General features: G+C 52.9%; 16 protein-coding genes. 14 read left to right on the forward strand and 2 right to left on the reverse strand.

All coding sequences use genetic code 11. The features are described from left to right. Positions 1–311: 311 nt before the first annotated feature. Positions 312–701 carry a helix-turn-helix domain-containing protein gene (locus OOF89_RS21645; RefSeq protein WP_266081941.1) on the reverse strand — a complete coding sequence of 130 codons (390 nt, stop codon included), beginning with the start codon at positions 699–701 and terminating at the stop codon, positions 312–314. Positions 702–921: 220 nt separating this feature from the next. Here OOF89_RS21645 and OOF89_RS21650 point away from each other — a divergent pair, with 220 nt between their 5' ends. From OOF89_RS21650 to OOF89_RS21665, 6 genes are all read left to right on the forward strand, one after another. After that, positions 922–1,869: an NAD(P)/FAD-dependent oxidoreductase gene (locus tag OOF89_RS21650; RefSeq protein ID WP_266081943.1), complete on the forward strand. Its 948-nt coding sequence runs from the start codon at positions 922–924 to the stop codon at positions 1,867–1,869. After that, the gene (locus OOF89_RS21655; protein ID WP_266082813.1) at positions 1,869–2,543 is read left to right on the forward strand and encodes a class I SAM-dependent methyltransferase; all 675 of its coding nucleotides are present in this window, start codon (positions 1,869–1,871) and stop codon (positions 2,541–2,543) included. The genes OOF89_RS21650 and OOF89_RS21655 overlap by 1 nt, the downstream gene beginning before the upstream one ends. Positions 2,544–3,471: 928 nt before the next feature. Further along, the gene (locus tag OOF89_RS21660; protein ID WP_266081945.1) at positions 3,472–3,750 is read left to right on the forward strand and encodes a HalOD1 output domain-containing protein; all 279 of its coding nucleotides are present in this window, start codon (positions 3,472–3,474) and stop codon (positions 3,748–3,750) included. 567 nt (positions 3,751–4,317) lie between these two features. Then, positions 4,318–4,533: a helix-turn-helix domain-containing protein gene (locus tag OOF89_RS24695; protein WP_407661663.1), complete on the forward strand. Its 216-nt coding sequence runs from the start codon at positions 4,318–4,320 to the stop codon at positions 4,531–4,533. Positions 4,534–4,644: 111 nt separating this feature from the next. After that, positions 4,645–4,974, forward strand: a complete 330-nt coding sequence (locus tag OOF89_RS24845) for a DUF7344 domain-containing protein (protein WP_456071298.1) — start codon at positions 4,645–4,647, stop codon at positions 4,972–4,974. A gap of 301 nt (positions 4,975–5,275) precedes the next feature. Beyond that, positions 5,276–5,437, forward strand: coding sequence for a DUF1059 domain-containing protein (locus OOF89_RS21665; protein WP_266081946.1), 162 nt, complete (start codon positions 5,276–5,278; stop codon positions 5,435–5,437). Between the two features lie 121 nt (positions 5,438–5,558). Here the strand turns inward: OOF89_RS21665 and OOF89_RS21670 are convergent, their stop codons facing one another. After that, positions 5,559–7,346 (reverse strand): sodium:solute symporter family protein, encoded by a 1,788-nt coding sequence (locus OOF89_RS21670; RefSeq protein ID WP_266081947.1) that lies wholly within the window; start codon positions 7,344–7,346, stop codon positions 5,559–5,561. A 318-nt stretch (positions 7,347–7,664) separates the two neighbouring features. On the opposite strand from OOF89_RS21670, the gene OOF89_RS21675 reads away from it, so the two are divergent. From OOF89_RS21675 to OOF89_RS21710, 8 genes are all read left to right on the forward strand, one after another. Continuing rightward, positions 7,665–8,294 (forward strand): helix-turn-helix domain-containing protein, encoded by a 630-nt coding sequence (locus OOF89_RS21675; protein ID WP_266081949.1) that lies wholly within the window; start codon positions 7,665–7,667, stop codon positions 8,292–8,294. 113 nt (positions 8,295–8,407) lie between these two features. After that, positions 8,408–9,622, forward strand: coding sequence for a CaiB/BaiF CoA transferase family protein (locus tag OOF89_RS21680; RefSeq protein WP_266081951.1), 1,215 nt, complete (start codon positions 8,408–8,410; stop codon positions 9,620–9,622). 1 nt (position 9,623) lies between these two features. Next, on the forward strand, positions 9,624–10,721 hold the full coding sequence (locus tag OOF89_RS21685) for a LeuA family protein (RefSeq protein ID WP_266081953.1): 1,098 nt from the start codon (positions 9,624–9,626) through the stop codon (positions 10,719–10,721). Between the two features lie 1,250 nt (positions 10,722–11,971). Further along, positions 11,972–12,469: a hypothetical protein gene (locus OOF89_RS21690; protein ID WP_266081955.1), complete on the forward strand. Its 498-nt coding sequence runs from the start codon at positions 11,972–11,974 to the stop codon at positions 12,467–12,469. A gap of 243 nt (positions 12,470–12,712) precedes the next feature. Continuing rightward, positions 12,713–14,059: a gamma-glutamylputrescine synthetase gene (glnA2, locus tag OOF89_RS21695; RefSeq protein WP_266081957.1), complete on the forward strand. Its 1,347-nt coding sequence runs from the start codon at positions 12,713–12,715 to the stop codon at positions 14,057–14,059. Next, complete coding sequence (locus OOF89_RS21700) at positions 14,059–15,000, forward strand: DUF6885 family protein (protein WP_266081959.1); 942 nt, start codon at positions 14,059–14,061, stop codon at positions 14,998–15,000. The genes glnA2 and OOF89_RS21700 overlap by 1 nt, the downstream gene beginning before the upstream one ends. Beyond that, positions 14,993–16,516 (forward strand): M20 family metallopeptidase, encoded by a 1,524-nt coding sequence (locus tag OOF89_RS21705; protein WP_266081961.1) that lies wholly within the window; start codon positions 14,993–14,995, stop codon positions 16,514–16,516. Before OOF89_RS21700 ends, OOF89_RS21705 begins: the two co-directional genes overlap by 8 nt. A 114-nt stretch (positions 16,517–16,630) precedes the next feature. Then, positions 16,631–18,022 carry an APC family permease gene (locus tag OOF89_RS21710; protein ID WP_266081963.1) on the forward strand — a complete coding sequence of 464 codons (1,392 nt, stop codon included), beginning with the start codon at positions 16,631–16,633 and terminating at the stop codon, positions 18,020–18,022. Positions 18,023–18,038: the final 16 nt, after the last annotated feature.

The raw sequence follows: 18,038 nt of genomic DNA on the forward strand, positions 1-18,038 counted from the left end.
GATTGATTATATATCTGTATTCGCTTAATACCGAACAAATCCGTGCAACTTGTCCGAGAAACGAATGTTTATAATCATTCTATAATAATATGAACGGTTGGAAAAGCGGTTTGCGGGAATAGAGGAAATAATTGGTCTTGCTTATGTCGTGAGGGTCACCGACGGTGCCTATGAAGTGAAGTACTGTCGACTCGATCTTTCGGAGGTGCTTACGGAGTTCAATAGCAGAGATAAATGTGTCAGCTAATCGGCGGCCACGTTCTTCCATCGATTTACCCTGCTTCCAAATCCCATGACTGGGAAACGATTGACTATTTTGAAGAATGATCTTCGAGATACGTATCACGGAACTCCTGTATAAGCTGTCCAGTTTCAGCATACCACTGGTTGAGCATTCGTTGGAGTTCGTCCGCTATCTCGTCCGGGTCGGAGACTCGATACACGTGGTGATAGCCTCCCTTTGGACAGCTTTCTTGTTCCTGCACAGCAACTCCTGCCTCCTCGAGCCGTTTGACCGAGCGGTACGCGGTCGTCCGCTCTTTATTGATAAACTCCGCAACGTGATCCACAGTAAGCGGCTCAGAAGATTCCGCTAACAGTCTAAAGACACCTCTGTCGAGCTTGTTCAACCCGAGCATACTGTCAAGAAGACCTTCCCACTCCCGCTCATTCTGGAGTTGTTTTTCTACGGCTTCTGGCATTGTTGTCGAGAATTAGTACTCCCCTCACATAAAGTTTGCACAAAAAGTGCAATAGTTTTCAGAAGTAGATATCTCCCGAGCAATCGGCCAGGCTCACCTGACACCAAATTCACTGTAGTATCATGCCGTTAAAGAGCCATAGGGTTGCGATTCGGTTTGTTCAACGACTCTCGCCTCCGGCAACGACAACCTTATGACTGCCGCCCTCATTGCAGATTCTATGCAAACAACTGATACCCGTGATTTTGAATACGACGTTCTCATCATCGGCGGTGGACCTGCGGGGTTGAGTGCCGCCCTCCAGTTAGGGCGCTCGCTCCGCAGTGTCTTGATCTGTGACAACGGTGAACCACGTAATAGCTCCGCAGCTGAATCCCATGGGTATCTGACGAGAGATGGTATCCCACCGGAGGAGCTCCATCAGCTCGGTCGTGAGGAAGTTGTGAGATACGGAGGCGAGTTCCGAGACACGAAAGTAACGGATGTGAGTAGAGACACCAACGGATTCACCAGTACTCTGGATTCCGGCGAGACCGTCACGAGCCGGAAGGTCGTATTAGGGACTGGTGTCAAGGACGGCCTTCCCGACACCGATGGATTCGAGGAGTTCTGGGGAAAGGGCGTACATCATTGTCCCTACTGTCACGGCTACGAAGTTCGAGGTGACCCGCTTGGTGTGGTGGTTACGGACCAACACATGATCGAGTACGCGACGCTCATCTACAATCTGAGTGACGACCTCGTCGTATTCACCGATGGCCGGGACGTCTTCGATGAAGAAGCGCGATCGATGTTCATCGACAGAGGAATCGAGATCGAAGACGAACCGATCGTCGCACTCACTGGCTCGGATGGTGGTCTTGAACACATCGTACTCGCGGATGGGAATGAGGTCACTCGCCACGCCCTCTTCTACGGCCCACCGATACGCCAGCATAGTGCGCTTGCGGAACGACTCGGTCTCGAAGTCAACCAGGAGGGGCTCGTCGAAACGATGCAATCCCAAGATGGTATCGGATTCACATCAGTTGAGGGACTTTTCGTTGCGGGCGACGCCGCGAGCGGGTCTCCTGCCTCGATCCCGTCCGCCGTCGCCGATGGACACACGGTCGGCGCGACCGTGAACATGGAACTGTCCAAGGAAGACTTCGACGGGAGGTGGGAATGATGGACGAGCCTCTTGCGGACCTCGCCGATCGCTTCTCACAAATCGCCGATCATTACGACGACAAGCACGGCAGCCAAGAGAAGCCGATCTACAATGCGTGTGCCTCACTCGTCATCGAACTCGCAGACCCTCGCCCCGACGATGTCGTCCTCGATCTCGGAACGGGGACGGGCCTTATTGCACTCGCGTTGGCTGATGAGGCTTGTCACGTCGTCGGTCGCGATATCAGTGACACGATGATAGAACAGGCGCGGTCGAAGGCCTCCGACAGCCGTCTCGAGAACGTGGAGTTCGGCTACGGTGAGTTCCGCAACCCGCACTACGACGGAGAAGTAGATATCGTCGTCTCGAACTTCGCCCTACACCACCTCTCCGATGAAAAAAAGCGCGAGGCTATTGAGGCCATCGTCGATCTCGGCCCACGTCGGTTCGTTCTCGGGGACGCGATGTTCTTCGGCTCACCCGACCCTGATGAACCGCTATTCGGCCACGGGGTCGATGCAGCTAGCGTCGGGATGCTCGTGAACGTACTCACTGATCTCGGAACCGTCGTTACGACTGTCGAGCGTGTCCACGACCAGGTAGGAGTCCTTGTCGCTGAACAGCTCGATGAAAACGGGGAACGAGATATCGTCTCAACGGAGTCCACGACTGACGGGGGCGCACACGAGTAAAGAAACGTCCTTTTGCGCGGAGTTTACCAGCAGTTGAGGGGTCCAGCGTGTTAGATTCAGGGCGCGTATCTGGTACATCGGTCGCGCTCAATGGAGAGAAGGAAAGCTTGCGACGGAGAATTTCGAGCAGGTGGAGATTCGGCTCGAACACGAAAGCCATTACGACTGAATTACCTTTGTTCCGTTCCGGGATTCAGATGCTGGTTCATTGACGAAGCACTTCGGGAAATTCGCTGTAGTATCGAACAGGGCTCATTGCCTAGCAGCCGTTTGTCGTGATTCGAGGTAAGTATTAATCAGATAATAGAAAAATGCCAACCGTCTATATGAAGTGGAGGCCTGAGGGATCCAGTATACGCCGCCTAGATAGTCTCTTAGATCACGACGGAGCTACTGCCATCCATTTCTCTTCCACATCGGTGATTTCGATACCAACCGATGCTACACTCCCAACGTCGGAGCCCTCGTTCGACACACTGTTTACATTCCTTGCTAATCAACAGCAGTGCTCTAACCTCTCCCCTCTCACGACAACGCAGGGAACACCGATTTTCCATCAGGCACTCGTTGATGTGCTTACGCACTCGCTCGCTGTCTCTCGCGAACGTCTTCGGCTGAATTTGTACTACCTCCCGAAGTTGGCTGATCACAACCTGCTCGAGTATGATTCGAAGGAGGAAGCGATTTAATATCGGAACAACGACCGGCTTGAGGCACTTCTGGAGATTGGCCACCACTCGGCGCTGGAATAATTGCAGGTTGAGGTCTAGCGTCCGCTTCCGGTGGGGGTAGTGATGAATGCTATTAGACAGAAAAGTTCCATTAATTTCTTAACCGTGGCCCCAGTCAGCCGACTCGTCAAGGGCAGTAGCGACAATAACACCCTGCCATATCAGGGCAGCTGTTCTTGTAGGAGGAACCAATGAAAATGAACGCGACAGACACCGGAAATGGATCACTACGTGATAGTGCACCTCGTTCACTAGCCAACCAGATTCTCAATGCAATTACGGAGGTAGATGACCGCTCAGTCGACGACTTCGAACCATTGTACGAGGTGATCGATCCAGACGCCCTTGATGCGCTCTTTGCACCACAAGTCGATGGGTCGTCACGAGCAGTTGGTAACATCTCGTTTCAATATGCAGGTTACTGGGTGACCGTGTCGAGTGACGGTGCTGTTGAGATTGACCCCGAAAAGCGATAGGTGCATGAAGGAGTGAGCAGTGATACTTCTCATTCTGTTGCTCGTAGCGTTTACTGGGATTTGTCCATTGCTTCGATCATAACGCATCTCCGTTGGCTTTCCAGCGGGGATTAAACTGCTCAGAGCGAACATCAGACGAATCAATGGCAACTCTTGTTGATCTCTCACTTCCAGCGGCGGAGTTTCCCTCGGTCGGTTACTCACTGCAGAGACGGAGACACAAATCGAATTCGAGCGAATCGTCCCCATTGGAACGAATGCCATTCCCTTATTCTGGGCCAGAAATGCAGATTGAGATGATTTCGAGCACAGTGTTTGGGCTCACGAGCAGGTCCAAGAGGTTGTTGTGATCGAAGAGGTTGACGATCGGCGATTGTATCTCCTGAATTGGGATGTACCTAATGGCGGATTTTTTGAGGAATTTACTGTCGCCGAGACGATCGTTCGAAGCGCCAATGCTACGACACTGAAACGTGCGGGTTCGAGATCCTCTTTCCTAATCCGGAAGAGCTCACCACGTTCCATAACCATTGCCGCGAGAACGATATTCAGTACACGATCAGTCAGATGCAGACGCTGACCGAGGCAGGTGATTATCTCCTAGGAGGTGTGCCCACCGAAAAACAGCGTGATGCACTGTTATCGGCCCTTCAACACGGGTACTTTCAGACACCTCGGCAAGTCACGCTGTCTGAATTGGCGGAGGTATTCGACATTGGCCTGCAGTCGCTCTCCGATCTAATTCGAAGTGGGATAAAGCACTACTTGAGCATGTGCTTCTGAACGCTTCTGAGTCGATACAACATGAGTAAGGCGTTCTGACACGGTTACACAAAAATACCTTGTTCGAACAGCCCCAGTACTTGTTCAATTCGTCCTGGTACGCCCAACAATATGACCAAGCATGAGCGTCCCGTGCTTTCACCGAGTAAGGCGTGTCAGATATTGTCTAGCTCGTATCGACGTCACCTTCTCTCCTACCTCCAAACAAGGGATGCTGACGTCGCGGATTTTGACGAGCTTGTCACATACATTCATATGAAGAGTGAGAAGGAAGCGACAACTGAGCAGGTGCGAATCTTACTTCTTCACATCCACCTTCCGAAGCTCGCTAAGTATGGGGTCATCGAATATGACCGGCAAAATAAGGACGTTCGCTACCATGATGACACGAATCTTGAAAGTGTTCTCGATATTCTCCCTCCGAGTAACGGCTCACTGTGAATTCTCATTGGCGTGTTGCCTGTGTCCCCCTCCTCTCCGACCACAAATGCGGTGGCGGTTACAACGTCTCCCACTCCCACTGGTTTGTAGCCGAAAGCCGCCGATACAACTGCCGTACTTACGAGTAGCCGTACTGAGTCCGTTCCAAACTGAGTCAATTCGGGACGTCCACAACCGCGTTTGTGTGGGAGTTTGTGTGCGAAATGAGTTCCAGTGAGCCTGTTGCTCTCATGTGAATCGCATACTGAACCAGCTTCTGGCCGCCAGTAGTTTGATGGTACTGACTGGACTAGCAAGCCGTATGCCACGACAATTTAGCTGTGTAGTCGAGGGATGTGACTTTACTGCGGAAGGAGTAACTGAAGAAGAGGTGCTTGAGGAGGTCCAAGAACATGCAAATACTGAACATCCCGATACGGATGTCGAAGAAAGCATGATTCGAGATAATATCGAGCAAGCATAGATCGATCATCCGTCGATCACCATTTCTTGTGTTTTTATGAGCATCCATTTTGTCCATTACTGTCGGTCGAACATTCCATCGGTATGGATTAAATTCGACCCAGTGAAGGATCGGAGGAACCTCACACGATTTCTTCCTCGGATGGTTTGTCGTCTGTAACGGCCGATGGTTGACTCGCCGGCGACTCTTTCCGCCAAATGTAGGTCGCAAAGAGGACGAATGCAGTTTCTATACAGAGCGCGACGATCGTTCCCCACGTCCATATTGGAAGGCCGAACGCAGCTCTCGCATTCCAACTTTCGGGCGCATACCACGGAACGAGAATCGCGATCACGATTCCCAGCCCGATCCAGAAGGATTTCGTCTGTGCGGGAAGGATATACTTCACCGTACCGGAAGTTGTCTCTTCGGACGGTTCCCGTGAGTTGAAATGGAGGATCTCCTTTGCTCGTTTCGTCTCTTCATCCGCTCCGGAGAGGTAGCTTCCTCCGATCATCACCACCGAATTGATGAGAAAACCGACGATTCCTGCGTGGATCCCGAATAGATCCGGATTCCCCGTCAGATATAGACCGACTGCGACAACACACCCAATGATCATCCCTGCAATTGCAGGATTGTTCTTGATTCGATGGGAGTAGAGCCCGAAAATGAACACCGGCGTCGCTTGGAGGAGAAACTCGAACTTGAGCTCCGTCCAGCCCCATATCGTAAGCGATGGTGAGAAGGCGACGCCGAGTGCCAACAACAAAAATAGCGCCAAAACGACCCTGCTCGCATTAATGACACGGCTGTCCGATGCCTCCGGGTTCACATACCGGCGATAGAGGTCTTTAGAGAGCACCATCGAAAGCACCATCACAGCGGCTCCTGCCGTCGAGAGCGTGGCCATGATTACACCTAGTGAAATCAACGATGGAAGAAGTGTTCCACCGTGAGATTGGACGAACGATCCCAATAGATACGGAACGAGTTGTTCGGATTGCGATTCTGTGAGATTTGGAAGTGCCCCGCTCCCGAACATGCCGATCAACCACAGGGTCAGCGCTGCGAAGAGGAAAATCGGTGCCTGCAGTCGAAACGTTCGACGGAGATCTTCCGCATCACGTACGCCGAGATAGAATTGCTGAATGTGAATATACGTCGGGAGTCCTAACAATATCAGCACGATCGTACTGTACCAGCTCGTCATCGTCGACGTAGACGGTAACGTTAGTTTATCAGGTGCCGCTTGCCATACGGTGTTCATCTGCGCAGTAAAACCGCCCAGCAGCCCGATTACGATGAGCATCATCGAGAGCGCGAAGATCATTAACGCTCCTTGGAGCGCCGCGGTCAGCGCCGTCCCTCTGAACCCACCAATGCCGACATAGAGTAAAATGATGAGGGCAAAGAGGATGATCACCGCCTGATAGGGAAGTACTCCGCCGGAGGCAACGTGTCCTAGATATCCCATTGCGAAGAATTGTTCTGTGAACTGAACGAACGTACCCCACAAGAGAAAGCAGACTGCGAGGAGCGCCACCGTGGAGTTAAATCGATGTTCGAGATAATCGATTGGAGATGTATACTCCCATTTTTTCCCGAGATTTATGAGCGGTGGCGCAATTATGAGTGATCCGATTACTCCAGCGACCATGAATTGGGGATATACCAAGAACCACGCACCGGATCGATAGGTCTTCGCTGCATATCCGAGGAAGGAGTTTCCACTGTACGAATCCGCAAATATCGTGAGTGCGATAATCACGAATCCGAGTGATTTGCTTGCGGAGAAGAAATCATCAACGTCGACACCGATTCGTTTACTGTAGGAGTACCAACCAACCACTGCCATTGCTCCTAGCCCAAGAATAGTCAGAACCACCATTTCCCACCCTAAAGACACCGTTTGTGGTTCTATTGCCATCGTTTTACCACCATTCTCATTGGCCGATGACTCGTTCTAGATCTCGGGTTTGTAGTGCTCCGTCTTTTTTTGTAACTGTTATTTCGTCCCATGGATCCGAAAGTGGATTGCGAACATATCTCAAAGAGTGTTGTCCCACCGCTAATTGGGTGTTTAAATACATCGGACAACGAATCAGTACGACCTGGTGAAACACTCGCTGTTGCTTATCGAGTGATAAGAGGACGATCAATGGCCTCTAACCCAATTTGTGTTCCGTTTAGCACCAACTCGGATTGCGCTAACGCTTATCATCATCACTATCGATAGTGTATAACAATGTACGAGGCAACGCTTCATCTTCAGCTCGAAGGGGACTGCGTGCTTTCAGAACTGGCGTCAAAAACAGATGACACGATCGATATCGAGGTGTTGGAGCTTCACGATGAATTGGTGACGCTAATCGTTCAAGCGAAAGAACACGCTAGAGACTACTACGAGACACTCTCTGAAGCAGAGCAGGTCGAGCATGTCGAATTACTCGGCAGTGAAGCGATACTGGTGACGAAATCGTCTTGTGGTGCATATCCCGCAATTCATCGAAACAACGGCGTCCTTCGACGGCAGAATCGAATCGATAAACGTAGTCGCGTGTACCATATTCTCGCCTTTCAACACGAAGACATCACAAACATCATCAAGGACTTTCAGTCGTTTGGGACGGTTACCGTCGATGCACTCTCACAATTCCCAGGTGCTGATCCCGCGCTCACCTCTCGGCAACGAGAGGTGGTCGAGACAGCGTTGGATACCGGATATTTCGAATGGCCTCGCCGAATATCGAGCGAGGAACTCGCGACAGAACTCGGTATTACACGGGGAACGTGTCTCGAGCATCTTCGCAAAGCACAGGCAAAGTTGCTCCGTGATGCCGTTAATTCCCTCGATGACCCCCAACTGTCGACTTGATCTCCATATGTTGAGTGGGTACTCCATTAGCGGTATATAAACAGCCAACGCACGATGGAGCAACCTACTTTCCATCACACTCCCCGATACTACATACTCGGAAACTGAACATTATGGCTTCGACAACTACAACTGGACCGCTGGACGGATTGCGGGTTATCGACTGCTCTGGAATGATCAGTGGTGGATTCGCGACGTGTCAGCTAGCCGATTTCGGCGCTGACGTGATCATGGTTGAACACCCCGATCATCCGGATCCGCTTCGAGAATGGCCACCATTTGAGGATGATGTCTCGCTCTGGTGGAAATCGATCGGTCGCAACAAACGATGTGTGACGCTCGATTTGAGTACCGAGGAAGGTGCTGCACTCCTCCACGAACTCGTTGAAGATGCGGATCTCTTTTTCGAAAATTTCCGTCCGGGAACGCTTGAGCGGTGGAATATCGACCCACCATCGTTACACGAAGTCAATTCGGAGCTGATCATCGTTCGCCTTTCCGGCTATGGCCAAACCGGTCCGAGATCGACAAAGCCAGGATTCGGGACCGTCGCTGAAGGGATTTCCGGGTGGGCACACGCAAACGGATATCCCGACCGTGGACCGTTGCTCCCACCCATCAGTCTAGCCGATCTGACTGCTGCACAGTTCGCGGTACAGTCAGCAATGTTCGCACTTTTCGAACGGGATATCGGCCACGGGGGGAGTGGCGATGGTCAGGTAATCGATGTCAGTCTCTACGAACCGCTCTTTCGGCTGTTCATCGGCGATGTTGAAGCATTCGAATTCAAAGACAAGGTTCGAGAACGGACCGGAAATCGTCATCCCAATGCCGCGCCGCGCAACATTTTTGAAACCGAAGACGGGCACATAACGCTCTCTGCCTCCTCCCAGTCGATTTTCGAAAACGTGATGCAAGCGATCGATCGACCGGATTTGATTAGCGATCCACGGTTTTCGACCAACGAGAACCGCGTCGAGAATGCCGAAGCGCTCGACAGGATAATCGAAGAGTGGACTCGCCAACGGACGACTGCTCGGGCACTCGAGGAAATGGAAACTGCGGATGCGATCGTTGGTCCCGTCCACACCATCAGTGATATTTTTGAAGATGAACAGTATCGAGCTCGGAATGACATCATCGAAGTAGACGATAGCGACTTTGGATCACTGAAGACACACGCACCCATTCCAAAATTCTCCCGAACACCCGGTAGCGTTCGTCATACTGGGCCTTCACACGGGAAAGATAATCGGGAAGTATACTGTGAAGAGCTAGACCTTCCGACAGAAACGTTCGAACAACTCGTCACCGAAAACGTGATCTAAGATGATACTTTCCGATGTTACACTCCGAGAGGGTGACCAGATGCCCGGTCGGAACTATTCAGTCGAACAGAAGGTCACCGCAGGGAAGAAACTCGATGAACTTGGCCTTGCGTTCATCCAACCCGGGTTCCCGATCACTGGCGAGAAAGATCGGACGGCTATTCGCCGACTCGCGTCGACCACCGATGCCCAAATCGTCGCACTTGCACGGGCCGTCGAGGACGACATCGAAGCTGCAGCCGTCGCAGAGGCGGACGTCGCTGAAGTGATTATCCCAATATCGGATCTTCAGCTCGAATACAGTCTCAAAAAGCCACGAAACGAAGTCCTTAGATTGGCGCGAGAAGCAATCGACCTGGCGACGGAGCATGGTCTCGTGCCACATCTCACACTCATCGATGCGTTTCGTACGGAACCGGAGCATCTCAGCGAAGTAGCAACACGATTCAATGACGTAGATTTCGTGACCCTTGCTGACACCGTTGGCGCTCGGACGCCCGTCTCAGTTCGTGATCTGCTATCCACACTGCAGGAGGACGTTGCGCTTTCTACGATTGGCGTTCACTTTCACGATGATATGGGAGTCGCAACCGCGAACGCATTAGCGGCTTACGAAGTCGGTGTTGGGAAGGCAGACGTTAGTGTTGCCTCCTTGGGTGAACGAGCGGGCAATGCAGCCCTCGAAGAAGTCGTCGCCAGTGGGGTTGTCGAACACGATGTATCATTTGGTGTTACCGAGGACAAGCTTATTCCGACGTGTCGATCGGTTCTCGATATTCTGGAGGAAGCCGACGCTGCTGGCCCGCGGAAAGCAATACTCGGGTCGGAAGTGACGGAACACGAATCGGGGATCCACACAGCAGCCATGCTCCATGAACCGAGTGTTTTCGAACCATTCAATCCCTATGTATTCGGTGGGCACCGTGAATTGTTATTTGGTAGGGGAACCGGTGCCTCTGGCGCTTCGACGTTGTTATCTCGTGCTAACATCGAACCGACGGACCAACGTGTTGAACGATTTCTCGCGCTCCTCGCCGAAAAAGGGCCGATGAATGAAGCAGAGGCGCTGGCGCTTGCCCGATCGAGCATGGAAGAGTGATGGCCCCGGAGATTGAGCGAAGGAGTTCCCAATACGACTAACACAAGATCATACTCGTCACCGATGAGCTCGTCGCCCTCAATTCGGTTGACACACCACCGATGTTCTTCACGGCTTCGAGAACAATTCTATCGCAGCTGCATAACGTGACCAACTTCTCTCGGTATTCACGGTTAATGCGTTAGCAAATAGTTTCTGTCTATGTAGAAACTCGAAGCGGGGAGTGTCCCAAAAGCGCAGGAAACCAGCGCCAGGACAGGTGATCAGTTATGACCCCCTCGAATGAAGACATCATATGAATACTGAATATGTATACAATATACAAGCCGCTACAATCCTCGTTGTAGAACGAACGATTTCGAATATATTCTGCTCGAACCCAATGTGATCAGTAAGTACCATCATGTACTCATAGAATACTTCCCGGAAAGAACCGTGACAGCGAGTATATTCTACACGGCTGAAGCGCAGCATATTACTATTGAGCCACTCTCTAAGCGTAAACTTGCTTAGCTTGCTAAGCACGTAGAGAGTACTGTTACCGAATCAGCCTCGTTGCTTGATCAGATTTTCCATAAAATTCGTCATCACAAGGAACCAAGACGAACTCATTACAAACCACGAGTATACCAGCGAATCCAGCCTGGGCTGGTCAATTCTCGCAGATAAAACTCCCCATTCCCCCTGGTAATGCCCGTATCCGCGGGAACAGACCGTGGAGTATGGCGTCACCATGGTTGGTCGGTACCGCAACCTTTGTCGAAGGCGTCGAACACCATCTTTCCATCACCCGTTGGTTCGAAACTCTCGTTCACTGCGGCCTTGGACATGATTCCATCCGATCTCACAGTAGGTCTCGTTATGATATCTACTTCCTTTCCCTCTCATGAATCTCACCATAAACTACATATCTTTATTATGATTGTGGTCGTACATGTATGGGAGGAGAAGCGAGGACGAAGTCTTCTACAACTCCTATAATTGACAGGTGAATCGGGAGGCGGACAGTCTCGTAAAGGGGGTGTGCCGATGAGCGATTTGAGGGTGGAACCAATCCCAGAGGAGTCACACCACAATGTGGTTACTGGCAATGACAGGCGGGCGACGACCACAAGCCGGAATTCAAGGGCAATTCCGGCACGTACCCACGATCTGTATACGCTCACGAACGCTTGTACTCCGTTTAGTGAGAAAGGATATGAAACCGAATTCGATGTCTTTGATCGAATAAGTACGACGAGGTGATAGCAATGGAAAACAGACGAAACGACGATTCTCCAGCGGAAGATCCCCGGTCTGAGTTCGACAGGGGATTCGATGCGGGAGTAGAACAGGAGCGTGAATTCTACGAACGAAACCGACCGTACGAAAAGCGACGAAATGGATTGAAAGCAGTAATCGGTATCCTCTTGTCACTGCTTAGTTTCCTGCTCGTAGCGATACTTGCGATCGGGATATTGTTCCTCCTCTTCATGGGAGGTGTCTGGTTAGGCGCACTTGCAACGCCCGATCTAGGGGATGTCCCGGTTGCCCCGGTCGTGCCTCAATCGGGAGTCGATGGGGATGTTACCGTAATTGACGGTGATACGACGGTCACCGTTGCCGGTAGTGGTGGGGTGAACGTACCCGTTCCGGGCTATGGTGGTGTCGCGGTGTACATCGAACCAACTGCAATCACGGTGCCAACAAATGGAGATTTAGCCGGAATCAGTATTCGAACCGGAGGCATCTCCGTGCAACAAACCTAATCGGCATTTCAAATTACCTGCCTACCGCTGGGGGTTTAAACGGGGGACAAGGGTAGGACCATGCAGCAAAGACAATTCGTTAGAATCGGATAGCACCCGATATACAGATTTGGCGATTTACGAAGGCGTACGTCAATGTATACAATGAGCTCCCGTCGTGTGATGCTTCGGCCGCTGAACTATCTACTTACCTGAGCCCATCCGCAGGAAACATTCTTAATAATCTCGCCCCATTGCGTATCCATGTCAACACATGACGAGGTGATCGAAACTTGTTCTTCAACCGATGTCGAGCTGGTACGATTGCTTTACGTTGGAAACGACGGTGTTCCCCGCGGTCGTGTCGTGGATGCCGATCAAATCGAATCGACACTCGCTGGCGGAATAAATCTCTCATCTGCGATGCAGTCGTTCAATTCACTCGACCACCTCGCGCCGGGTGGTATGTTTGGCGCTGCAGGTGAAGTCCGGATGGTACCTGACCCGGAGACGTTTCGGGTACTTCCGTATGCAGACCGGGCAGCAGTCATGCTTTGTGACCTCTACGATCTCGACCAGAGTCCGTGGAACGCTGATCCGCGGAATGCCCTCACATCGTTTCTCGACGAAATACCCTACGATGTAAATGCTGCATTCGAAAGCGAGTTTTATCTCACGCGAGAGTCGGATGACGGCGAGATGATCCCCTTCGATCAGAGCGTCTGTTTCGGCGCGGACGGAATGCAGAACACAAACGACATCATCCTCGACATGACCGATGCGCTGAAAGCCCAAGATATGGACATCGTGGCGTACTACCCAGAGTACGGTCCCGGCCAACAGGAACTCGTTGTCAAGCACGCACCCGGACTGCGAGCCGCCGACAATCACGTTCTGTATAAGCAGACGATCAATGGCGTCGCGTCAAATCATGGTGTTGACGCCACGTTTCTTCCGAAACCCTTGCCGGATGCCGCTGGTTCCGGATGCCACATACACGTCTCTCTGTGGGATGACGGGGAAAACGCGTTCTATGACCCTGACAGCGATGGACAGTATGGCCTCAGTGAAACGGCTCGCCATTTCATCGGTGGAGTGCTCGATCACGCACCTGCACTCGTTGCTCTCACGGCCGCGACCATCACTTCCTACCGCCGACTGCGCCCGCACATGTGGGCATCAGCATTCACCTGCTGGGGACAGGACAACCGTGAAGCGATCGTCCGCGTACCGTCCTCTCAGTGGGACGATCCGAGCGAGACGACACGGTTGGAATTCAAGCCTGCGGACAACACAGCCAATCCGTATCTCGCAGAACTCGGTTTGCTCGCCGCCGGGATGGATGGAGTCCAACGTAAACTCGATCCAGGTGATCCAGTAAACGAAGACCCGGCCGAGATGGCTCCCGACGAACGAGAGAGCCGAGGGATTCGGCGACTTCCCGAAACGCTGGGTGAAGCCATCACCGAACTTGCGGCTGACGACGTACTCGCGAGCGCCTTTGGAGAGACCCTCTTTCAATCGTACCTCGAAGTCAAGCGCAGCCAGTGGGACGAATTTACAGGGACAGTTACTGAGTGGGAACGTGAAACGCTCACTCGATCGTTCTAATGACTGACCTTCCACCGCTGTTCGACGGATTCGACTTCGACGTGTCGGTACTACCAGGGTTTCCGGACGTCCATGAAGCCTATCGGGTGCTTCGCGACCAGAAGGACATGGTCTGTGGCGCCTATGCGCTCACATACCTGCTTCGAGCCCACGGTATCACCAGTCGTGGAACTGACTTCGACTATCTGACGGTTGACCACGTGGCCGAGGCAGCCGGTACTGCACTCGAACCGCATAACGCCGAGCGCCAAAACCGAGTCGAAGAGCTAATCTCGACGGATGAAATTCCGGCTGACCGTGCGTCCACTTGGTTCATGCACGACTACTTCGATACCAACCTCTCCGTCGTCGAAGACGAAGGAGGAACGAGTCCCGACGGTCTCGTCGTGGCATGCAAAGCCGTTTCCGAAGGGAAAATCGAAGCGATTCCTGTGCCGGCCGTTCACGATAACGCAGTCCAACTGAACGCTAGTCGCTTCGAATCCCTCTTGGATGCGATGATGGGGGGCGACCTTCCCGTACAGCCCATCTGTAACTACAACCTCGGCCATACGCTCGCACCAGGTGGGCTTCTCGGACACAAATACAATCTCGTGGCCTTGCTTACACAGTGGGACGATCCATCGTACTTCCGAACGCTGGACTGGGATGTCGGGCACTTCACAACGATCGCCGGACGTATAACACGGAGCGGCAGCGAGGAACGGTATCTCGCGATCCGAGATTCCTACAAGACGTTCGGATGGGATGGCTATCATCTCCAGCCAGAGTCGTACATCCGACAGGGCCTCGTCCGAGCCGATGACCATAGGGACGGTGGTGTCCTCTTGGTAACTCCCGCAGAGGACAGTGATGACGTTCGTGATTGGCTTGCTGCACACGATCTCGAACCTGGACTCTGGGACAATGGGAGTGCATACACCGGGGAAAACGATGACTGAACTGACCAGCAGTGAACGAGCGGTCGTCGAGGCCGGCTGTTCGTGGATCGACGACAATGCGGACGTACTCATCGAACTCCTAGGTGATCTCGTCGCACGTCCAAGCCTCTCTGGCAGCGAAGGAGTCCACGACGACGATGAAACGACCGTCGGTCATCTCTGGTCGTTTCTCGCCGACCGTGCCGACACGTTCGACGTCGCTACCCAGCCGATTCCATCCACGAGTGACTACCGGCAGGACACACGAGAGAACGTCTATACGACCCTCACTGGGGAAGGAGATTCCGGCTTTGTCGCTACTAGTCACACGGATGTGGTTCCCCCAGGGTCAGATGACGACTGGCCGGAAGGCGATCCATGGACGATGCGCGACGCTGTCGTTCGGCGCACTGGTGACTGTACGGTTGAGGTTACCGTTGGTGACTGCGTTGAAGAACGAACCATCCGTGATCGGATGGACCGCATCTGGAAACTGCGCGGTATCGACGAGGTAGATGCGCTGGTTGGGCGAGGCGTCTACGACAACAAGGCATCCATCGTTTGTCTCGTCGGGAGCGTACTCGGCCTCGATACCGCACTCAGTGAGACACCGTCGTCACTCGGCGGAGACGTTGTTCATGGCCATCTCGTGGGTGAAGAGGTCTACCAGGTAGGGGCGAAAAACATGGTTGGCTGGGGTGCGGGAGAAAACTGGCTCGGCGAGCGCTACGATTCCTACGATGATTGGACTGCGGCGGTCCTCGAGGGCTCGTATGGCTTCGTACCGGTAGTCGGCCATCGTGGACTTGTGTGGGTAACGCTACGTGCTCGTGGCGAGTCCGCGCATGCATCAACGCCCGAACTCGGTCGAAACGCTGTACTCGGGATGGCAAAGGCACTTACGGAGACGGAGACCGATGTGTATCATGAGAGTATCGCCGATCTGTTCATCGACGACCCTCTCCTCGGTGACCTTACCGTGGCACCGGGGACAACTATCGTCGGTGGCGGTATCGAACACGTTGACCACAAAACAGGGGAAATCGACCGTGGCGGTGTGAACACCATCCCGGACTGGTGTGAGGCGACGTTCGATATCCGGATTCCGCGTTGGGAGGGATTCCCCGACGGGGTAAACGATCTCCAAGAAACGCTTTGCGAAGAGATCGAACGACGTGCGACCACCGTTGCCCCCGATGTGAAATTCGAGGTTACAATCGGGGAACACGAATTCTTCCCGCCAGTAGCACTCGCCACAGACCAGGAGGCTACTGCTGACCACTCGCTCGTTCGGACCGCGGCATGGGCGGCCACGGACACAGTAGGATATGACCCCGGAATTGACGTTGCACCGGGAGTAACCGATGCTGCGTTCGTCTATAATGGAACACACATTCCGACACTCGTCGAGTACGGGCCAGCCGGTGCACTCTCACACGAATCGTTAGAGTTCGTCGAGCGCGAGCAGGTAATTGCAGGTGCAAAGGCAATGCTCAAGTTCGCCGTTGCAGAGGTCGGACTAGCAGAACAACGATAGGGCCGACCGGGGCCTTGTGAGGGTACACTAATCGGAAAGTGCGTCTCTGAGCAGCAAAATCCAGCAGAATATTTAACTATATGTGCTTGAGATTGTGACACACAGAGGGATACAATGTCAACAGAAACGGATATTGCTGAATCGAAAGGACTGGCAAAACAACTCGGGTTCTGGCATCTGTGGGCAATCGGTGTCGGCTCTGTAGTCGGGGATGGGATCTTTCTACTTCTGGGGGACGGCATCGCCACCGCAGGTCCTGCCGCACTACTAGCGTACGTGCTTGCCGGCCTGTTTATGCTCTTCATTGCGCTTGCAGTTAGCGACCTTGCGGTCGGTCTCCCGAGCGCAGGAGCGATGTGGATTTGGGGTCGCGAGCTTCTCGGCGATTATGCAGGATTCATTAGCGGACTCTCGTATGCTATCGGGTGGATCATTGCTGGTGGTAGCGTCGGACTTGCGATGGGCCGAATCACACAGTTTTTCGTACCGGGTCTCGGCATCCCGGCTGCCATGTGGGGGATCATCTTCGTATCGATCTTCGCGGTCATCCAGCTGGGCGGTGTGTTCTTTTCAAGCAGAATCCAACTCGGGACTGTCCTCATATTGGTCGCAATCGTGCTGATATTCGGCGTCAGCACCATCGTGAGCGGCGATTTCTCCAGCCAACGATTCACACCATTCTTCCCCAATGGGGTCGGAAGCGTTTGGGCCGCAATGGCGTTTGGCATGTATGCCTACATGGGACCACTTACCCTCACGACGGGTGGTGACGAGGCAAAAAACGTTAGTGACATCCCCCGGGCACTCGTCGTCGCCTGTCTCACCTTCCTCTTTATCTACACGCTCGCAATGGTGGGTATGATCGGTCTGATGGGATACGAACAGTTTACCTCGCTCGAATCGCCGTTCACTACGACTGCACAGATGGTCTGGGGGTCAAACGCAGCGCTCATCATCAACTTCGCGGCGTGGATCGCTGCGTTCACTAGCTTGTTCATGGGAACGATGTATTCCGCACCCCGAATGCTTTACAAAATGGGTGAGATGAAAGTCCTCCCAGACATCTTTGGGCAGGTGTATCGAGAAACCCGTGTTCCACTTTTCTCGACACTGTTTGTCTGGGCGTGCAGTGTTTGTCTCCTCCTTATCGCTCACTTCGAACTGCTCGACTACGGTCAACTTTCGCTGCTGTTAGTATTCGCGTGGGAAATCACGTGGGGCATTGCGATCATTGCAGCCATCAAATACCGTCGTGACCATACCGGGCACGTCAACGACCAAAGCTGGAAACAGCCACTCTTCCCCTTGTTCCCGTTGCTTGGAATCATTGGTGTCCTCTTCATCCTCTATGGCACGTTCAAAGGTGCCGTAGAATCGTTCGGACTCGGAATCGCCTTCCTGATCGGTATCTCTGCTATCTACTACTTCTACGGTCGTCAACGAATGGACGAGGCTCAGATCCCGACGGTACTCGATACTGACGCCCAACCGAGTGCAGACGACTGAACCGATTTTCGGATTT

Origin of the sequence: Haladaptatus caseinilyticus (assembly GCF_026248685.1) — an archaeon.
GTDB classification, from domain to species: Archaea; Halobacteriota; Halobacteria; order Halobacteriales; family Haladaptataceae; genus Haladaptatus; species Haladaptatus caseinilyticus.